The sequence below is a fragment of the Streptomyces sp. KL109B genome, from assembly GCF_030766935.1.
In the GTDB taxonomy this organism is placed as follows: domain Bacteria; phylum Actinomycetota; class Actinomycetes; order Streptomycetales; family Streptomycetaceae; genus Streptomyces.
The window spans coordinates 170263-187924 of sequence record NZ_JASERL010000012.1; the positions used below are offsets into that span (position 1 = coordinate 170263).

The following is a 17662-nucleotide window of genomic DNA, read 5'->3' on the forward strand; positions in this document are numbered from 1 at the left end:
CATGCAGGCATGGCAAGTGCACGAGAACGGCGAGCCGAGCGAGGTGATGCGCCTCGAAGAGGTCGAGCGCCCCGTGCCCGGCGAGGGGCAGGTTCTGCTCAAGGTGCGCGCCGCCAACATCAACTTCCCGGACGCGCTGCTGTGCAAGGGGCAGTACCAGGTCACGCCCCCGCTGCCGTTCACGCCGGGCGTGGAGATCTGCGGCGAGACCGCGGACGGCCGCCGGGTCATCGCCAACCCCGTGCTGCCGCGCGGCGGACTCGCCGAGTACACCGTCGCCGACGAGCGCAGCCTGCTGCCGGCCCCGGAGTCCCTCGACGACGCCGAGGTCGCCGCGATGCACATCGGCTACCAGACGGGCTGGTTCGGCCTGCACCAGCGCGCCCGCCTCCAGGCGGGCGAGACGCTGCTCGTGCACGCCGCCGCGGGCGGGGTCGGCAGCGCCGCCGTGCAGCTCGGCAAGGCGGCGGGCGCCAAGGTCATCGGCGTCGTCGGCGGGCCCGAGAAGGCGAAGGTCGCCGCCGAGTTGGGCTGTGACGTCGTGATCGACCGGCGCGCCGAGGATGTCATCGCCGCCGTGAAGGAGGCCACCGGCGGGCGCGGCGCCGATGTCATCTACGACCCGGTGGGCGGCGACGCGTACCGGCAGTCCACGAAGGTCGTCGCCTTCGAGGGCCGCATCCTCGTCATCGGCTTCGCCTCCGGCGCCATCCCGACCGCCGCGCTCAACCACGCGCTCGTGAAGAACTACTCGATCGTCGGGCTGCACTGGGGCCTGTACGCCACCAAGAACCCGAAGCTGATCCCGCACTGCCACCAGAAGCTCACCGAGCTTGCCGCGAGCGGCGCCATCAAGCCCCTCGTCAGCGAGCGCGTCGACCTGAGCGACGCGGCGTCCGCCGTGCAGCGCGTCGCCGACGGCATCACGACGGGCCGCGTCGTGGTGGTGCCGGGGCTGAACGCCCGTACGGAAGGAGCCTGAGAATGACCGTCGATGCAGCCCAACTGCGCTCCCGTACACAGGAGTTCCTCGCCGCGCACCCCGTCGCGAGCACCTCCCGCGAGGACTTCCTCAGCGCCCGCTTCGACGCCGGGCTCGCCTGGGTGCACTACCCGGAGGGCCTTGGCGGGCTGGACGCGCCGCGCGCCCTCCAGGCCGTCGTCGAGGCCGAGTTGGAGGCGGCGGGTGCCCCGGACAACCGCCCACGGCGCAACGGCATCGGCCTCGGCATGGCCGCCCCCACCATCCTCCGCTACGGCACCGACGAACAGAAGCAGCGCTTTCTGAAGCCGCTGTGGCTCGGCGAGGAGGTCTGGTGCCAGCTGTTCAGCGAGCCCGGCGCCGGGTCCGACCTCGCCGCGCTCGGCACCCGCGCCGTCCGCGACGGCGACGACTGGATCGTCAACGGCCAGAAGGTGTGGACGTCCAACGCCCACAACGCCCGCTTCGCCATCCTCGTCACCCGCACCGACCCGGACGTCCCCAAGCACAAGGGCATGACGTACTTCGTGTGCGACATGACGGACCCCGGCGTCGAGGTGCGGCCGCTGCGCCAGATCACCGGCGAGGCCGAGTTCAACGAGGTGTTCCTCTCCGACGTCCGGATCCCCGACGCGCACCGCCTCGGCGAGGTCGGCGACGGCTGGCGGGTCGCCCAGACCACCCTCAACAACGAGCGCGTCTCCATCGGCGGCATGCGTGTGCCGCGCGAGGGCGGGCTCGTCGGCATCGTCGCCAAGACCTGGCGCGAGCGCCCCGAGCTGCGCACCCACGACCTGCACCAGCGCCTCGTCAAGCTGTGGGTCGACGCCGAGGTCGCCCGCCTCACCAGTGAACGCCTGCGCCAGCAGCTCGTCGCCGGACACCCGGGTCCCGAGGGCGCCGGCATGAAGCTCGGCTTCGCCCGCCTCAACCAGGAGATCAGCGGCCTGGAGGTCGAACTCCTCGGCGAGGAGGGCCTGTTGTACGACGACTGGACCCTGCGCAGGCCCGACATCGTCGACTTCGCCGGGCGCGAGGCGGGCTACCGCTATCTGCGCGCCAAGGGCAACAGCATCGAGGGCGGGACGAGCGAGGTCCTGCTGAACATCGTCGCCGAGCGCGTGTTGGGCCTGCCGTCCGAGCCGCGCACAGACAAGGACGTCGCCTGGAAGGACCTCGCCCGATGACCACCACCCCCAGCACCGAGCCCGACCTCCTCTACTCCGAGGAGGAGGAAGCGCTCCGCTCGGCGGTCCGCGATCTGCTCACCGACCACTGCGACGCCACCGAGGTCCTGGCCCGCGTCGACACGGACGCGCCGCACGACCGCGAACTGTGGAAGAACCTCGCCGAGACGATGGGCCTCGCGGGGCTGCTGGTCCCGGAGGAGCGCGGCGGCCAGGGCGCCTCGCACCGCGAAGCGGCCGTCGTCATCGAGGAGTTGGGGCGCGCCGTCGCCCCGGTCCCGTACCTGACGAGCGCCGTCATCGCCACGGAGGCCCTGCTCGCCTGCGAGGGCGACGAGGCCGCCGCACTCCTCGCGTCCCTCGCCTCCGGCCGCACCATCGGCGCGCTCACGGTGCCGCTGTCGGCGACGGCGGGGCAGGACTTCAGGGACGTACGAGCGGAGGGCGGGGCGCTGACCGGCCGCGTCACCGGAGTCGCGGACGCGGGCGCCGCGGACGTGTTCCTGGTGCCCACCGCGAGCGGCCTGTTCGCGGTCGACGCCGCCGCCGAAGGTGTCACCGTCGAACCGCAGATCTCGCTCGACCGCACACGCCCGCTGGCCGCCGTGACGTTCGCGGGCGCCACCGGCAGGCAGCTGAGCGACAGCGCGGCGACGCCCGTGCGCCGTGCGCTGCGGTCCGGCGCCGGACTCCTGGTGTCGGAGCAACTGGGGCTCGCCGACTGGCTGTTGACGGAGACCGTGCGCTACACGAAGGAGCGCAACCAGTTCAACCGGCCCGTCGGCTCCTTCCAGGCGCTCAAGCACCGGCTCGCCCAGCTGTGGCTGGAGACGGTCAACACCCGCGCCGCCGCCCGCAACGCCGCCGACGCGCTCGCGAGCGGAAGTGAGGATGCGGACATCGCCGTCGCCGTCGCCCAGGCGTACGCGGCGCCCGTCGCGGTGCACGCCGCCGAGGAGGCGCTGCAGCTGCACGGCGGCATCGGCATGACGTGGGAGCACCCGATCCACCTGTACCTCAAGCGCGCCAAGGCGGACTCCATCGCGCTCGGCACGGCGGGCCGGCACCGGGAGGAGCTGGCCGAACTGGTCGACCTGCGCGCTCCGTGACGGCCCCTCGTTTTACCTCTCCTTGACGAGATGGCATTATTGCGACCCGTTCGCAATAACGGCTGATCTTGAATAGGGGTGGGGAGCGTGGCCAGGCCGGCACGGATCGCGACAACAGGGGCCGCGGTCACCGCACTGGCGGTGACCGCGGCCGCCTGCGCGGCGCCGAACGACGATGCCAAGAGCGGTGGCGGCAGCGGCAGCGCCGTCGTCGGCATCGCGTACGAGCCCGACAGCCTCAGCCCCCTCCTCGGCTACGGCAAGGACGGCAACTCGAAAATCTTCGACGGGCTGCTCACGCACGACGCCGACATGAAGCTCAAGCCCGCGCTCGCCGCCGAGCTGCCGAAGGTGAGCGACGACGGCCGCACGTACACGTACAAGCTGCGCGACGGCGTGAAGTTCAGCGACGGCAAGCCGTTCACGTCCAAGGACGTCGTCTTCACGTACGACACCATCCTCGACAAGAAGACGAACAACGCGTCCAAGACCGAACTGGACGCGGTGAAGGACGTCGAGGCGAAGGGCGACGACACCGTCGTCTTCCACCTCAAGTACCCCTACGCGCCGTTCGCCGAGCGCACCGTCCTGCCCATCGCCCCCGAGCACGTCGCGGGCGCACAGGACGTGAACAACGGCCGGTTCACCACCAAGCCCATCGGCACAGGACCGTACGAGCTGGTCAAGTGGTCCAAGGGCGAGAAGCTCGTCTTCAAGGCCAACCCCGACTACTGGGGCGGCGCGCCGAAGATCAAGAACTTCACCATGGCGATCATCAAGGACGACGACGTGCGCGCCACCCGGCTGCGCTCCGGCGACCTCGACGGCGCCATCCTGCCGCCCAACCTCGCGGGGACCTTCAAGTCCGACACGGCGAAGCGGACGTACGCGGCGAACTCCTTCGACTACCGCGTCGTCACCCTGCCGACCGGCAACAAGGTCACGGGCGACAACGACATCCGCCGCGCCCTCGACATCGGCGTGGACCGTAAGGCCATGGTCGACCAGATCCTGGAGGGCGCGGGCAAGGCGGCGTACGGCCCGGTGCCCACCGACAGCCCCTGGTTCACCAAGGGCACCGAGCGCGAGCACGACCTCACCAAGGCCAAGAAGCTGCTGGACAAGGCCGGTTGGAAGGCAGGCGCCGACGGAATCCGGCGCAAGGACGGCGTGCGCGCCGCCTTCCCGCTCTGGTACCTCACCGGCGACAAGCTCCGCCAGGACCACGCCCTCGCCTACGCCTCCGACGCCAAGAAGCTCGGCATCGACGTCAAGGTGGAGAGCGGCACCTGGGAGGTCATCATGCCGCGCATGCCCAAGGACGCGGTCCTCGCGGGCGGCGGCGCACCCGCCGACCCGGACTTCGACCAGTACATGATGCTCAAGTCCTCGCTCGCGGGCGACGGCTTCAACAACATGGCGCACTACGACAACAAGAAGGTCGACGCCGCCCTGGAGGACGCCCGCCGCACCGACGACAAGGCGAAGCGGAAGGCCGCGTACGACACGATCCAGCGCGAGCTGGTGAAGGACCCCGGCTACACCTTCCTCACCCACATCGACCACCTCTACGTGGTCGACAAGAAGTTCGGCGACCTGACCACACAGGTCGAGCCGCACGACCACGGGCTCGCCTCCGGACCCTGGTGGAACGTGGAGGACTGGAAGGCATGAGCAAGCGGCTCCCCTGGGGGCCGATGGCGCGCCTGACGGGCCGGCGGATCGCCTTCGCCGTGCCCGTCCTGGCCGCCGTCACCTTCGGCGTCTTCGCGATCGCCGCGGCGTCCCCCTTCGACCCGGTCAAGGCCTACGCGGGCACGGCGGGCCTCACCGCGTCCCAGGAGAACCTGGACCAGCTGCGCGCCAACCTCGGCGTCGACCAGCCCCTCTTCACCCGCTGGTGGCACTGGCTGACGTCGGCGCTGACCGGCGACCTCGGCGACTCCGCCGTCATGCGGCAGCCGGTCGCGCAGGTCATCGGCGAACGCCTCGGCTGGTCCGTCCTGCTGGCCGCCACCGCGTTCCTCGCCGCGATCGCGCTCGGCACCCTCCTCGGGGTGCTGGCCGCGCGCCGCCAGGGCGGCTGGTTCGACCGGGCCGTCACCTCCCTCGCGTACACGCTGGAAGCCGCGCCGCCGTTCTGGCTCGGCCTGCTCGCCGTGTGGCTGTTCGCGCTGAAGCTCGGCGTGCTTCCGGCCGGCGGACTCACCGACACCGGCTCGTCGACGGTCACCGCCGGACAGGTCCTGTCCCATCTGGCGCTGCCCGCCGCCGTATTGGCGATCTCGCAGCTGCCGTGGTTCGTCCTGTACGTACGTCAGGGCGTCGGCGACGCGCTCGACGAGGACCCCGTGCGCGGCGCACGGGCCCGCGGACTCTCCCCGCGCACCGTCCTGTTCGGGCACGCCCTGCGCTCGGGCACGCTGCCCGTGCTCACGCTCATCGGCTCGCGCGTGCCCGAACTCATCACCGGGGCACTGCTCGTGGAGACCGTGTTCAGCTGGCCGGGCATCGCCGCCGCGACCGTCCAGGCCGCCACGTCCGTCGACTTCCCGCTGCTCGCCGCCGTCACCGTCCTCGCGACCCTCGCCGTCCTCGCCGGAAACTGGGCCGCCGACCTCCTGTACGGCATCGCCGATCCGAGGGTGGGCTTCGATGGCTGAGCACGTCCTGCAATGGCGCGCCCATGGGGTGCGGCGCCGCTCCACGCGCGCGTGGCGGATACGTACGTCGGCGCTGATCGTGTCGGTGGTGGTCCTCGCCGTGCTGCTCGTGCCGCCGCTCACGAACCTCGACCAACAGGCCGTCGACCTGGCGTCGAAGCTCCAACCACCGTCCTGGGCACACCCGTTCGGCACCGACGACGTCGGCCGCGATCTGCTGCTGCGCTGCGTGTACGGGCTGCGGGTCTCGCTGCTCGTCGGCGTGGTGGCGGCCGTCGTCGCGACCGTCATCGGCACGGCTGTGGGCGCGCTCGCGGGCGCGCTCGGCGGCTGGGTGGACAGGGGCGTGATGCGCGTCGTGGACACCTTCTCCTCGGTGCCGCACCTGCTGCTCGGCATCTTCATCGTGGCGATGTTCAGGCCGGGCGTCTGGCCCGTCGTGATCTCGGTCGGCCTGACGCACTGGCTGTCGACCGCCCGCATCGTGCGCGCCGAAGTGCTGTCGCTGCGCTCGCGCCCTTACGTCGACGCGGCGATCTCCGGCGGCGCCTCACGTTGGCGGGTCACGGCCCGGCACCTGCTGCCCGGCGTGCTGCCGCAGGCCGCGCTCGCCGCCGTCCTCATGGTCCCGCACGCCATCTGGCACGAGTCCGCCCTGTCCTTCCTGGGTCTCGGCCTCCCCACTCACCAGGCCAGCCTCGGCACGCTCGTGCAGACGGCACGCGGCTCGCTGCTCGCGGGCGACTGGTGGCCGACCCTCTTCCCCGGCCTGTTCATCATCGTGCCGACCCTGGCGATCGCGGGCCTCGCGGGCGCCTGGCGCGAACGCCTCAACCCCCGCCGCCGATCGGAGCTGACCCTGTGACCACGGCTTCCACGGCTTCCACGGCGACCACGGCGACCACGGTGCTTTCGGTGGACGGCCTGTCCGTACGGTTCCGGATGCGCGACGGCGCGTACATACGGGCCGTCAGCGGCGCCACCTTCGAACTGCGGGCGGGGGAGTGCCTCGCGCTCGTCGGCGAGAGCGGCTGCGGCAAGTCGGTGCTCGCCTCCGCGCTCCTGGGACTGCTGCCCGGGAACGCGGAGACGGCGGGCGCGGCGCGCCTCGGCGAGACCGACCTGATGACGGCCGACGAGGCGACCCTCGCACGCACGGTACGAGGTCGCCGCATCGGCCTCGTACCGCAGAGCCCCGCCGCACACCTCACCCCGGTCCGCACCGTCCGCTCACAACTGGCCGAGACCCTGCGGAAGTTGACCGGCGCGCCCCGCAGGGGCCCGCGCCTCGTGGCGGCCGTGGAGGAGGCCGCCGCACGGGCCGCCTTCCCCCTCGACCACCTCGACCGCCACCCCCACGAGCTCTCCGGCGGCCTCGCGCAGCGCGCCGCGACCGCGCTCGCCCTCGTCGGCGACGCCCCGCTGCTCCTCGCCGACGAGCCCACCACGGGACTCGACCGGGACCTCGTCGAGCGCACCGTCGACGAACTGCGCCGGCACATCGGCACCGACCGCGCGCTCCTCCTCATCACGCACGACCTCGCCGCGGCGGAGCGGATCGCGGACCGGGTGGCGGTGATGTACGCGAGCCGCGTCGTCGAACTCGCCGACGCCCAGGACTTCTTCGGGACACCCGGCCCCCGTCACCCGTACGCCCGCGGCCTCCTGAACGCCTTGCCCGACCGCGAGTTCACGCCGATCCCCGGCATGCCGCCGGAGCTGGGCGCGCTCCCCGAAGGCTGCGCGTTCGCCGCCCGCTGCGCGCGCGCCGACGAGACGTGCGCGCGGCTGCCGGAACTCGCGGAGGGCGTGGCCTGCCACCACCCTGTGCCGGCCCACGAGTCGTACGAGTCGTACGAGTCGTACGAGTCGTACGAGGAGGCCACCCGTGCTTGAACTGCGCTCCATCACGGCGGGCTACGACCGCCGAACCCCGGTCCTCCGTGACGTGACGCTCACCCTGCGCCCCGGCGACAGCGTCGGACTCCTCGGCCCCAGCGGCTGCGGCAAGTCGACCCTCGCCCGCGTCGCGGCGCTGCTGCACACCCCGGACGCGGGGAGCGTCGTCATCGACGGCGAACCGGCCCGCGGCTGGCGCCACCGCGCGCCGCGCGCCCAGCGCACCGCGTTCGGCGTCGTCTTCCAGCAGCCCCGACTCTCCGCCGACCCCCGCCTGCGCCTGTCCGACCTGATCGCGGAGCCGCTGCGCGCGACGGGGGCCGAACACGCGGATCGGGTAAGGGAGTTGGCGGAGGCGGTCGGCCTGTCCACCGACCTCCTGACCCGCCGCCCCCACGAGGTCAGCGACGGCCAGCTGCAACGCGCCTGCGTCGCCCGCGCCCTCACCCTGCGCCCCCGCTGGCTGATCTGCGACGAGATGACCGCCATGCTCGACGCGTCGACCACGGCCGCGCTGGTGGGCGTGGTCGAGGACTACCGGCGGGAGACCGGGGCGGGGCTGCTGGCCGTGGGGCACGACCGGGTGCTGCTTGAACGGTGGTGCGGGCGGACGGTGGAGTGGGGGGAGTTGGTGGGGGCGTAGCCCCGGTGCGGGTGCGGGTGCGGGTGCGGGTGCCGGTGCGGGTGCGGGTGCGGGTGCGGATGCGGATGCGGATGCGGGTGCGGATGGCGGCGCGGCCGCCGGAGGGCTGTCACGCCGGCCGCCCGATCTCCGCCACCAACGCCTCCGCCTGCGACCGCAGCAGCGGCCGCAACGGCCCCCACTCCTCCTCCGCCTCGCCCAGATACACCGCCCGCGCGTGCGCCAACACCCCACGCTCCCCGTCCGGGAGCCGGGCCAGCGCCCAGTCCGCCGCCGCGTCCTTCGACAGGATCTCGCCGGTCGCGAGCGTGGCCCAGATACGGGCCAGCGTCAGGACCACATTGCGGGTGTCCGACTCCAACTCGGCCAGCAGCTCCGGGATCCCGGCCACCGTCGCGCGCCGCACATCGGCCTCCGGAACCGGGTCCAGCAGCTCCGTGGCGGACGGCCCGTACAGGGCGACCCCGCCCTGCCGCACCATCGTGATGAGCAGCGCCAGGTCCGGGTCCGTCCCGGGCTCCGGTGTCTCGCCCCGCTCGTACGCGTCCCGCAGCCACTCCCCGTACTGGAACTCGCACACCGGCGGGTACCGCCAAGGGCGGACGTCCGCGAGCCGGACGAGCGTCAGCTCCACCGGGCGGGCCTCACCGCCACCCGACAGTTCCATGAGCGAGGCGACGAGGCGGGCGCGCTGTCCGTGCGTCGTGGGCCCGTCCGTCACCGCGAAGACGTCCACGTCACTGTGCGGGCGGAGGCCACCGGACGACACCGCCGAGCCATAGAGGTACGCGGCGGTCAACTCGCCACCGAGCACCGCGCGCAGCACCTCCACCACGGACCCCACCTGACGCACAGCCGACTCCTCCCGATATCCCTTGACATCCCTCGATGTCTCTCGGCTACGTGATCTTTCATCATGCACCACGCGCGGCACGGCCCCGCGGTGAACCAGGGGCGGCCATCACGCCAACTCCCGTCCCACATCTGCCGATCCACCCGCTCCGCCCCGCATACTCGCCGTGTCCCACCGGCCCACCACGGGAGGCACACATGGCCCGCACCACCCGCCGTAGAGCCCTTGGAACCCTCGCCGCGGCGCTCGCCGCCGGTCTCGCCGCGCCACAGGTGGCCCACGCGGGCGGCGCCAAGCGCGGCCCGGGACCGCTGCGGCGCGCCCACGCCCACAACGACTACGAACACCCACGGCCCCTGTTCGACGCGCTCGACCAGCGGTTCAACAGCGTCGAGGCCGACATCTACCTCGTGAACGGTGACCTGCTCGTCGCCCACGACCCCGTCGACCTCGACCCCTCCCGGACCCTGACCTCCCTCTACCTCGACCCGCTCGCCGCCCTCGTGAGGGCCAACCACGGCTCGGTGTACCGGGGCTGGCGCACCCCGCTCCAACTCCTCGTCGACATCAAGACCGACGGCGCGGCGACGTACCAGGAACTCGACCGCCAACTGCGCCGCTACGGCCACCTCTTCACCACTTACTCGCGCGGACGCGTGCACAAGGGAGCCGTCACCGCCGTCGTCTCCGGCGACCGCGCCGCCCGCGCACCCATGGAGGCGCAGACGGTACGCAGCGCCTTCTACGACGGCCGCCTCACCGACCTCGGCAGCGCGGCGCCCGCCTCCTTCATCCCGCTCATCAGCGACAACTGGGCCAACAACTTCACGTGGCTGGGCAGCGGGCCGATGCCCGCCGCCGAGCGCGCGAGGCTGCGCGGCATCGTCGGCGCCGCGCACAAGCGCGGGCAGCGCGTCCGCTTCTGGGCGACACCCGATGTCGCGGGCCCGGAACGGGACGCCGTATGGGCCGAGTTGGTGGCGGCTGACGTCGACCACCTCAACACCGACGACCTCGCGGGCCTGCGCGCCTTCCTGGAGACACACGACGGGACACGCGACCGGTGACAGGCCGTTAACACCCGTTCGGGGGACAGGTCATGACCCGGTCGGCGCCCTCCGCTGCGTCACACTTGCGGCCGATAGCCACGGTGTTGACGTGGCGGAGGAGGTTCGACGATGTCTCTGTCCATTTCCGTGGTGCTGTTGCTCGTGATCGTCGCGGTGATCTTCCTGCGCAACGGAGCGATGAAGTTCTCGCACGCGCTGGTGTGTCTCCTGCTGGGCTTCCTGCTCGCGGGCACCGACGCCGCGCCCACCATCCACGACGGCATCAACTCCACGGCGTCCCTGGTCAGTAGCCTCGATCCCTAGAGACCCCGGCGGTCTACTTCGCGGCCGAGAACACCCCTATGCCGTTCGCGACGGCGCGCTCCGGCGGGTCACTTGGATGGTTGCGGACGGTCACCGTGTCCGCGCCAGGCGGGCGTGCCACGAGCGTCGACGAACCGCCGCCGTCCAGGCTGAACGCGTCGTCCGAGCCCAACGACCGCATCGTGGCGGCCACTTCGGCGATCGACATGCCGGTGCGATAGGCGGGGGCCCCGTCGAGCGCCAGCAGGATCAGCCGACGGCCGTCGTCCCCGATCCCGGCCGCCGTGCGCACCGCCGACGTCGCCGCGTCCAGACCGGGCAGCGGCGCACCGTCCCGCAGCACCGGATAACCGCCCACCGCGAAGCGGTACGGAACGTCCGAGCGCGCGGCGACCAGCCGGTGATGCACCGTCACCGGCTCACCCGGCGACAGCTTGCGCAGCCACTGCGCCCCGGCCTCCCGGCCCACAAGCACCGTGCTCCCGGCCGCTATCTGTCCGCTTCCGGGAGTGTCGGCCGACGACACCACCCGCCCGTGCCGCACCGTCACCTCGAACGTGTCCGTGCTGCACGGAGCCGCCCGCTGGGTGTCCGTGCCGCACGTGGCCCGCACCCGCGACACACTGCCCCAGTCCTTCGTGAACGCCCCGACCGAACCCACCGGCAGCGCGTACTGGTTGAGCCCGCCGAGCGGCATCCGGTCGTCCGGGGTGCGGACCGAGCCGTCGAGCGCCAGGCTGTCGAGCCGCGCCCGCCGGTCGACACCGACGCCGAGGACGTCCTGCGTGGAGGTGCCGGGCGGCAGGGCCGGGCCGAAGCGCTGCCCGTTCGGCACGGCCGCCTTGAGGGTGTGCCCGGCCGCGATCGCCGGTCCCACGGAGGCCCCGGTGACCTCGACGCCCGGGTGCTGACTCTCCGTGATGTTGAAGAAGTCCCCGTTGACGCCGCCGACCGCGCCCGCCGCGTCGGACATCGCGGAGACCGTGGCGCGGGCCCCGACCACGCCCGGGTGCAGCAGGTCGACCCGCACGCGCGGATCGGTCAGGTCGACGGTGAGGACATGGGCGTGCGCGGTGCCCTTGGCGGCCGGCACGTCGAACTCGGTGTACGTCACGCCGGGCGCCACCGGCTCGCCCGAAACGGCGCCGGCCGGTGCCGCGCCCGTCAGGGCGGCACCGGCCAGCAGCGACGCGAACCCGAGGGCCGCGAGGGTTCTTCTGCCTCTCTTACCGAGAGTGCCAAGTCTCGTCTGCATGCGGGGAGTTCAGCAGACGTGGCGCCGTGCGTCGATGGCTAGGTGCCGACAAGTCGGGAACGGATCAGGAAACGCACGCCTTCGGGTGCTTCCAGCGAGAACCCGCTGCCGCGCCCCTCGACGACGTCCACGATGAGCCGCGTATGACTCCACACCTCGTACTGGCTCTTCGACATCCAGAACGAGACGGGCTCGGCCACCCCCTCCACGGCGAGCTCGCCGAGCAGCACATCGGAGCCTCCCGTGCGGAACTCGCCCTCCGGGTAGCACATCGGGGCGCTGCCGTCGCAGCAGCCGCCGGACTGGTGGAACATCAGCGGACCGTGGGCCTCGCGCAGCCGCCGCACCAGGTCGGCGGCCGCGGACGTCAGCTCCACGCGGGGTACGTCGCTCATGACACGCCAGTCAAACGGGCAGGACGTTGCGACCACGTTGCACGCGCGGCCGGCCCGGCGCATAAGCTCCGCACATGGAACAGAGGGAGATCATTCTGCGGGCGATCGGCGTGCTCACCGAGACCCACGAGATGGTGCGCAGGCTCAGCGACGGCGAGACGCTCGACACCGACCTGACGCAACTGGGGCGGCTCGTGTCGGAGGTGTTCCCGACCATCGAGATCCCTTCGGGGGCCACCGCGGAGGAGGCCGCCGAACTCACCATCGCCGCGCTGATGCCGGCGAGCGTGTCGCTCGTCGAGGCCTTCGCGTTCCTCTTCACGCAGCTCGCGAAGGTCCACGACGAGGGGCGCGGCGACGTCAGCTCCAGCGAGCTGCTCCAGGAGATCGCCCTGCGGATGTCCGACCCGGGAGACCCGGGCGACACCGACGAGGCGGACGAGGAACTGGGCTGAGCTCGCGCGGCCGAAGCGGCTACTTGTGCGGGCCCCTGAAGCGGCCGAACGCCTTGCCGAGCGTGCCGAACGGTGACGCGTCCTTGCCCGTCGGATCCACCGGCGGGCGCGGCACGCCGTCGCCGCCCGTCGCCTCGGCGAGCGCCGCCCGCGCCGCTTCCGCCGCCTCGCGGTAGCTGTCCCGGGACCGCGTCATCGCGTCGAGCGCCTCGGCGTACTTCGTGACCATGTCCTGCGCGTGCGTCAGCTCCTCGTCGGGCGTCAGCAGGTGCCAGCCCTTGCGCAGCCGCGTGAGGGCCTGCTCCGCCTCGGCGGTCAGCGGGCGCGGAAAGGCCGTGAACTCCCGGATCCGGTCGAGGAGTTCGGTCGGCTCGCTGCCGTCGAGGAACACGCTGCGCACGGTGAAACGGTCCGCCGCGTAGTCCGGGTGCGGTGGCGTGGTCGGCAGCACGACACCCCCGCCGCGCGGCAGCCCCGCCTTGAAGTCCTTGCGCAGCCCGAAGTCCACGATCTGCGCCTGCTCCGGCGTCGCCCGGTGCTCGATCACCCGGTGCTGCAGGCTCGGCGGCAGGTGCCGCATGATGGACCGCTGCCCCTGGGCGTCCGGAGTCATCGCCTCGTGGATGACGACCTGCACGTACCAGCTGTCGCGCGAGCAGTCCTTCAGGAGGCGGCGCAGCGCGTCGTCGTCCTTCGGGAGGTGGTTCGGCGCGCGCAGCCGAAGGCCCGCCACCGTGTCGTGGTCCCACGGCACCCGGTCGCTGTCCGGCCAGAACATCGAAGCGGGCGACGGCCAGGCCAGCTCCCAGGCCCGCTCCGCCTCCGCCGCGAGGATCCAGGTGACGCCTTCGGTGTGCTTGCGGGGCTCCGGGTCGTACGTCGTGAGCTGGCCGCGCACCGTCACGTTCTCGGCCACCCGCCAGCGCGCCTCGAAGACCCGCCGGGCGCCGGGCCCGGGTACGGCGTCCTCCTCGCGCGGGTGCAGCACCGTGGAACGCGAGGCGTCCTCGGGGTCGAGGTCGAGGAAGTCGTCGAGCACCCCCGCCGCCTTGAGGGCGATCAGGTTGCGCCGGACGTCCCGCTCGGGCTCGGGCCCGAGATGGCGCCCGCGGCCGAGCCACACGGTGTCGGGGACGGGGGTCGTGGTTGCGTTCTTCTTCGCCATGGAGTCGTTCTGTGAGTGATCGGGGCGCGACCAGTATGGGTCCGTGGGCGCGCTGAAGCGAGGGCAGGGTGGGCCGGTGTCGGGATTGTCGCGCGTGCGTGCCCGATTCGCCCTCCGTGTACCCCGGCGTGGCGCGTTCGATCCCGTACGCTCGCCGAATGGCCAGGTACTACGACGTGCACCCAGCAAACCCGCAAGCCCGTCTCATCTCCGCCATCGCGGACGGCATCCGCGACAGCGCCCTCGTCGCCTACCCCACGGACTCCTGCTACGCGCTCGGCTGCCGGCTCGGCAACAAGGCGGGCGTGGACCGGATCCGGCAGATCAGGCAGCTCGACGACCGGCACCACTTCACGCTCGTCTGCCAGGACTTCGCGCAGCTCGGCAGGTTCGTACAGATCGACAACGACGTGTTCCGCGCCATCAAGGCGGCCACGCCCGGCAGTTATACGTTCATCCTGCCCGCCACGCGCGAAGTGCCGCGGCAGCTCCAGCACCCCAAGAAGAAGACCGTGGGCGTGCGCATCCCCGACCACGTCGTGACGCAGGCCCTGCTCGCCGAGCTCGGCGAACCGCTGCTGTCCAGCACGCTGCTGCTGCCCGGCGAGGAGGAACCGCTCACCCAGGGCTGGGAGATCAAGGAGCGGCTCGACCACCAGGTGGACGCCGTCGTGGACTCCGGCGACTGCGGCACCGTGCCCACGACGGTCATCGACTTCTCCGGCGGCGAGGCCGAGATCGTACGGCGCGGGGCGGGGGACACCGACCGCTTCGAGTGAACTATGTGGTGCCCATGAGTTACGTGGTGCCCAGATAGCGGATGTGCGGGCGGGTACCCGGAAGGGTGACCTCGGCCCGCACCCCGTAGACGTCCGCGATGAGTTCCTCCGTCAGTACGTCGCCGGGCTCGCCCGCCGCCACCACGCGGCCCGCGCGCAGCACGACGACCCGCGCGCAGTAGGTGGCCGCCAGGTTCAGGTCGTGCAGGGCGACGACGCTCGTGACGTCCAGGGTGCCGATCAGGTCGAGGAGTTCGAGCTGGTGCTGGATGTCGAGGTGGTTCGTCGGCTCGTCGAGGAGCAGCTCGCGGGGCTCCTGCGCGAGGGCGCGCGCGATCTGGACGCGCTGGCGTTCGCCGCCGGACAGCGTGTGCCACAGGCGGTGCGCCCGGTCGGCGAGGCCGCTGCGCTCCAGGGCGGCGCGCACGGCCGCCTCGTCCGCCGCCGACGCCGGCTGCCAGGCGCGGCGGTGCGGGACCCGGCCCAGGCGTACGACGTCCGCGACCGTCAACTCGACCTGGGCGTCGGACTGTTGCTGCACCATCGCGATGCGGCGCGCGGCCTGCCTGCGGCCCACGGAGGCCAGCGGGTCGCCGTCGAGGGTGACGACGCCGGTGGACGGGGCGAGGACACCGGCGAGCAGCCGCAACAGGGTCGACTTCCCCGAGCCGTTGGGGCCGAGGATCCCGGTGACGGTGCCCGGCCGCGGGGTCAGGCTCACCCCGTCGAGGACCAGCGCCCCGCCCGGCGACCACGACACCCGCTCCGCGCTCAGCCCCGCCGCCGTCATCGCACACTCCGTCCCCGGTACAGCACAAGCACGAACGCCGGCACACCGATCAGCGACGTCACCACACCCACCGGAACCTCCTGCGGTTCGAGCACCGTCCGCGCCACCGTGTCCACCCACACCAGGAACACCGCCCCGGAGAGCGCCGTCACCGGCAGCAGCCGGGCGTGCCCCGGACCCACCAGGGCTCGCGCCGCGTGCGGCAGGACCAGGCCGACGAAGCCGATCGCCCCCGCCGCGCTCACAAGGGCCGCCGTGAGCAGCGCCGTCACACACAGCAGCACCAGGCGTGTGCGGGCCACCTGGACGCCGAGCGTGGCCGCGGCCTCCGCCCCGAAGGCGAACGCGTCGAGGGTCCGCCCGTACGCCAGACACACCACGAGCGCCACGACGAGCACGGCCAGGCACAGCCACACCTCCGTCCAGCCGACGCCGCTGAGCGAGCCGAGCAGCCAGAACAGCACGCCGCGCGTCGTCTCCGCGTCGGCGGACGTGAGGACGACGAACGAGGTCAGCGCCGAGAACAGCTGCATCGCCGCGACCCCGCACAGCACCACCCGGTCCGTGCTGCCGCCCAACGTGTGACTCAGCACGAGGACCAGCGCGAACGAACACACCGCTCCGACGAACGCGCCGCCGGACACCGAGATGGCGCCGCCGCCGAGCCCGAGCACCACGACGAGCACCGCCCCGGTCGACGCCCCCGACGACACACCGAGCACGAACGGATCGGCCAGCGGATTGCGCAGCAGCGCCTGGAGCACCGCGCCGCACACCGCGAGCCCGGCCCCGCACACCGCCGCGAGCAGCGTCCGCGGCAGCCGCAGATTCCATACGATGCCGTCCCGGATCGGCGACAGGTCCGAGGTGCCGAGCCCCATCCGGTCGCCCACCGCCGCCCACACGTCGCCGACCCGGATCTCGGCCGGCCCGATGGTGATCGCGACGGCCACGGAGGCGCACAGCGCGGCGAGCCCGGCCGCCCAGCCGAGGGTGGCCCGGAACCGGAAGCGTGGGAAGGCGCGAAGGGAGGCGGCCGTCATCGGGCGAGGCCGAACTCGCGCAGCCCGGCCGCCACTTGCTCCACACCGTCGACCGTCCGGATCGTCGGGTTCATCGCCTGCCCGCTGAGGCGCACGTACCGCTTCTTCTTGACGGCCGTCATGTGCTTCGTGACGGGATTCGACTCCAAGAACCTGATCTTCTGCGCGGCCGACTCCGCCGACTGCGAGCGGCGCGTCAGATCGCCGATGACCAGCACGTCCGGGTCGCGGTCCGCGACCGTCTCCCAGTTGACCTGCGGCCACTCGGCACGTGTGTCGTCGAAGACATTGCGTGCCCCGGTCTCCTTGGTGATGACACCGGGAGCCCCGCAACAGCCCGCCATATAGGGCGAGTCCGAGTTCGCGAACCAGTACGCGACGTCGACACCGTGCGCGTCCAGGCCCGAAGTGGCCTTACGGACCCGGGACTTGAGGTCGTCGATCAGCTTCTCGCCGCGCTCCTCCACGTCGAAGACGCGCGCCAGATCCCGGATCTCGCCGTACACGGCGTCGAGCCCCAGCGTCTTCGTCCGTACGCCGTCCCCGTCGCCGTTGTCCTTGCCGACGCAGTCGCTGGGGGAGAGGTACGTGGGCACGCCGAGCTTCTCGAACTCCGCGCGCGACGCCACACCGCCCTTGCCGAGGGTGTACGTGAACGAGGCGGCGGCGAAGTCGGGTTCGGTGCCGAGGACCTTCTCGAACGACGGGTAGCGGTCGGCGAGGCGCGACACCTTCGCGTTCGCCTTCGCCAGGTTCTTCAGGACCGGATCGGTCCAGGTGCCGGTGCCCACCATCCGGTCCGCCAGGCCGAGCGAGAGCATGATCTCGGCGGAGCCCTGGTCGAGGGCGACGGCCCGCTTCGGGGTGTGCTCGACCTCGACCTTCCTGCCGCAGTTGTCGAGGGTGACCCCGCCACCGCCGGCCTTGTCGTCCTCGGCGGCCCCGGTCGTGGTGCCGCACCCGGTGAGCAGCAGGGCACCCGCCAACAGCGGTATGCATCGGCGGAGTTGACGTGCGAACAGCACGGAGTTTCCTTCGCGTCCAGGGCTCATACGCGGAGCCGGCCTACGG

At 72.2% G+C, this 17662-nt stretch carries 19 protein-coding genes; 12 read left to right on the plus strand and 7 right to left on the minus strand.

Annotated elements, in window-relative coordinates; translation table 11 throughout:
- Position 1 precedes the first annotated feature (1 nt).
- The 8 genes from RBJ65_RS32885 (at position 2) to RBJ65_RS32920 (ending at position 8483) form a co-directional block, all read left to right on the plus strand.
- On the plus strand, positions 2–982 hold the full coding sequence (locus RBJ65_RS32885; RefSeq protein ID WP_306320261.1) for an NADPH:quinone oxidoreductase family protein: 981 nt from the start codon (positions 2–4) through the stop codon (positions 980–982).
- 2 nt (positions 983–984) lie between these two features.
- The gene (locus RBJ65_RS32890; RefSeq protein ID WP_306320260.1) at positions 985–2169 is read left to right on the plus strand and encodes an acyl-CoA dehydrogenase family protein; all 1185 of its coding nucleotides are present in this window, start codon (positions 985–987) and stop codon (positions 2167–2169) included.
- Positions 2166–3278, plus strand: coding sequence for an acyl-CoA dehydrogenase family protein (locus tag RBJ65_RS32895; RefSeq protein ID WP_306320259.1), 1113 nt, complete (start codon positions 2166–2168; stop codon positions 3276–3278). The genes RBJ65_RS32890 and RBJ65_RS32895 overlap by 4 nt, the downstream gene beginning before the upstream one ends.
- Positions 3279–3365: 87 nt before the next feature.
- Positions 3366–4952, plus strand: coding sequence for an ABC transporter substrate-binding protein (locus RBJ65_RS32900; protein ID WP_306320258.1), 1587 nt, complete (start codon positions 3366–3368; stop codon positions 4950–4952).
- Positions 4949–5941: an ABC transporter permease gene (locus RBJ65_RS32905; RefSeq protein ID WP_306320257.1), complete on the plus strand. Its 993-nt coding sequence runs from the start codon at positions 4949–4951 to the stop codon at positions 5939–5941. Before RBJ65_RS32900 ends, RBJ65_RS32905 begins: the two co-directional genes overlap by 4 nt.
- Complete coding sequence (locus RBJ65_RS32910; protein WP_306320256.1) at positions 5934–6806, plus strand: ABC transporter permease; 873 nt, start codon at positions 5934–5936, stop codon at positions 6804–6806. Before RBJ65_RS32905 ends, RBJ65_RS32910 begins: the two co-directional genes overlap by 8 nt.
- Positions 6807–6883: 77 nt before the next feature.
- Positions 6884–7837, plus strand: coding sequence for an ABC transporter ATP-binding protein (locus tag RBJ65_RS32915; protein WP_306320361.1), 954 nt, complete (start codon positions 6884–6886; stop codon positions 7835–7837).
- Positions 7830–8483, plus strand: coding sequence for an ABC transporter ATP-binding protein (locus tag RBJ65_RS32920; protein ID WP_306320255.1), 654 nt, complete (start codon positions 7830–7832; stop codon positions 8481–8483). The genes RBJ65_RS32915 and RBJ65_RS32920 overlap by 8 nt, the downstream gene beginning before the upstream one ends.
- Before the next feature lie 109 nt (positions 8484–8592).
- Here RBJ65_RS32920 and RBJ65_RS32925 read toward each other — a convergent pair whose 3' ends face one another.
- The gene (locus RBJ65_RS32925) at positions 8593–9336 is read right to left on the minus strand and encodes an aminoglycoside adenylyltransferase family protein (RefSeq protein WP_306320254.1); all 744 of its coding nucleotides are present in this window, start codon (positions 9334–9336) and stop codon (positions 8593–8595) included.
- 197 nt (positions 9337–9533) lie between these two features.
- Between RBJ65_RS32925 and RBJ65_RS32930 the strand changes: the two genes are divergently transcribed.
- Together RBJ65_RS32930 and RBJ65_RS32935 are read left to right on the plus strand one after the other, a co-directional pair.
- Entirely contained in the window at positions 9534–10403 is an 870-nt protein-coding gene (locus RBJ65_RS32930) for a phosphatidylinositol-specific phospholipase C/glycerophosphodiester phosphodiesterase family protein (RefSeq protein ID WP_306320253.1), read from the plus strand.
- A 111-nt stretch (positions 10404–10514) separates the two neighbouring features.
- The gene (locus RBJ65_RS32935) at positions 10515–10709 is read left to right on the plus strand and encodes a hypothetical protein (RefSeq protein WP_306320252.1); all 195 of its coding nucleotides are present in this window, start codon (positions 10515–10517) and stop codon (positions 10707–10709) included.
- 13 nt (positions 10710–10722) lie between these two features.
- Here RBJ65_RS32935 and RBJ65_RS32940 read toward each other — a convergent pair whose 3' ends face one another.
- Entirely contained in the window at positions 10723–11964 is a 1242-nt protein-coding gene (locus tag RBJ65_RS32940; protein ID WP_372341312.1) for a phosphodiester glycosidase family protein, read from the minus strand.
- A 38-nt stretch (positions 11965–12002) separates the two neighbouring features.
- Positions 12003–12359, minus strand: a complete 357-nt coding sequence (locus RBJ65_RS32945; RefSeq protein ID WP_306320251.1) for a DUF779 domain-containing protein — start codon at positions 12357–12359, stop codon at positions 12003–12005.
- Positions 12360–12433: 74 nt separating this feature from the next.
- Here RBJ65_RS32945 and RBJ65_RS32950 point away from each other — a divergent pair, with 74 nt between their 5' ends.
- Positions 12434–12814: a hypothetical protein gene (locus RBJ65_RS32950; protein WP_306320250.1), complete on the plus strand. Its 381-nt coding sequence runs from the start codon at positions 12434–12436 to the stop codon at positions 12812–12814.
- A gap of 19 nt (positions 12815–12833) precedes the next feature.
- Here RBJ65_RS32950 and RBJ65_RS32955 read toward each other — a convergent pair whose 3' ends face one another.
- Positions 12834–13979, minus strand: coding sequence for a hypothetical protein (locus tag RBJ65_RS32955; protein WP_306320249.1), 1146 nt, complete (start codon positions 13977–13979; stop codon positions 12834–12836).
- Between the two features lie 158 nt (positions 13980–14137).
- Here RBJ65_RS32955 and RBJ65_RS32960 point away from each other — a divergent pair, with 158 nt between their 5' ends.
- Positions 14138–14758 (plus strand): L-threonylcarbamoyladenylate synthase, encoded by a 621-nt coding sequence (locus RBJ65_RS32960; protein ID WP_306320248.1) that lies wholly within the window; start codon positions 14138–14140, stop codon positions 14756–14758.
- 19 nt (positions 14759–14777) lie between these two features.
- On the opposite strand, the gene RBJ65_RS32965 is transcribed toward RBJ65_RS32960, so the two are convergent.
- From RBJ65_RS32965 to RBJ65_RS32975, 3 genes are read right to left on the minus strand one after another with little or no spacing between them, the layout of a single operon-like run.
- Complete coding sequence (locus RBJ65_RS32965; protein WP_306320247.1) at positions 14778–15548, minus strand: ABC transporter ATP-binding protein; 771 nt, start codon at positions 15546–15548, stop codon at positions 14778–14780.
- Complete coding sequence (locus RBJ65_RS32970; protein ID WP_306320246.1) at positions 15545–16591, minus strand: iron ABC transporter permease; 1047 nt, start codon at positions 16589–16591, stop codon at positions 15545–15547. Before RBJ65_RS32970 ends, RBJ65_RS32965 begins: the two co-directional genes overlap by 4 nt.
- On the minus strand, positions 16588–17643 hold the full coding sequence (locus tag RBJ65_RS32975; RefSeq protein ID WP_306320245.1) for an ABC transporter substrate-binding protein: 1056 nt from the start codon (positions 17641–17643) through the stop codon (positions 16588–16590). The genes RBJ65_RS32970 and RBJ65_RS32975 overlap by 4 nt, the downstream gene beginning before the upstream one ends.
- Positions 17644–17662: the final 19 nt, after the last annotated feature.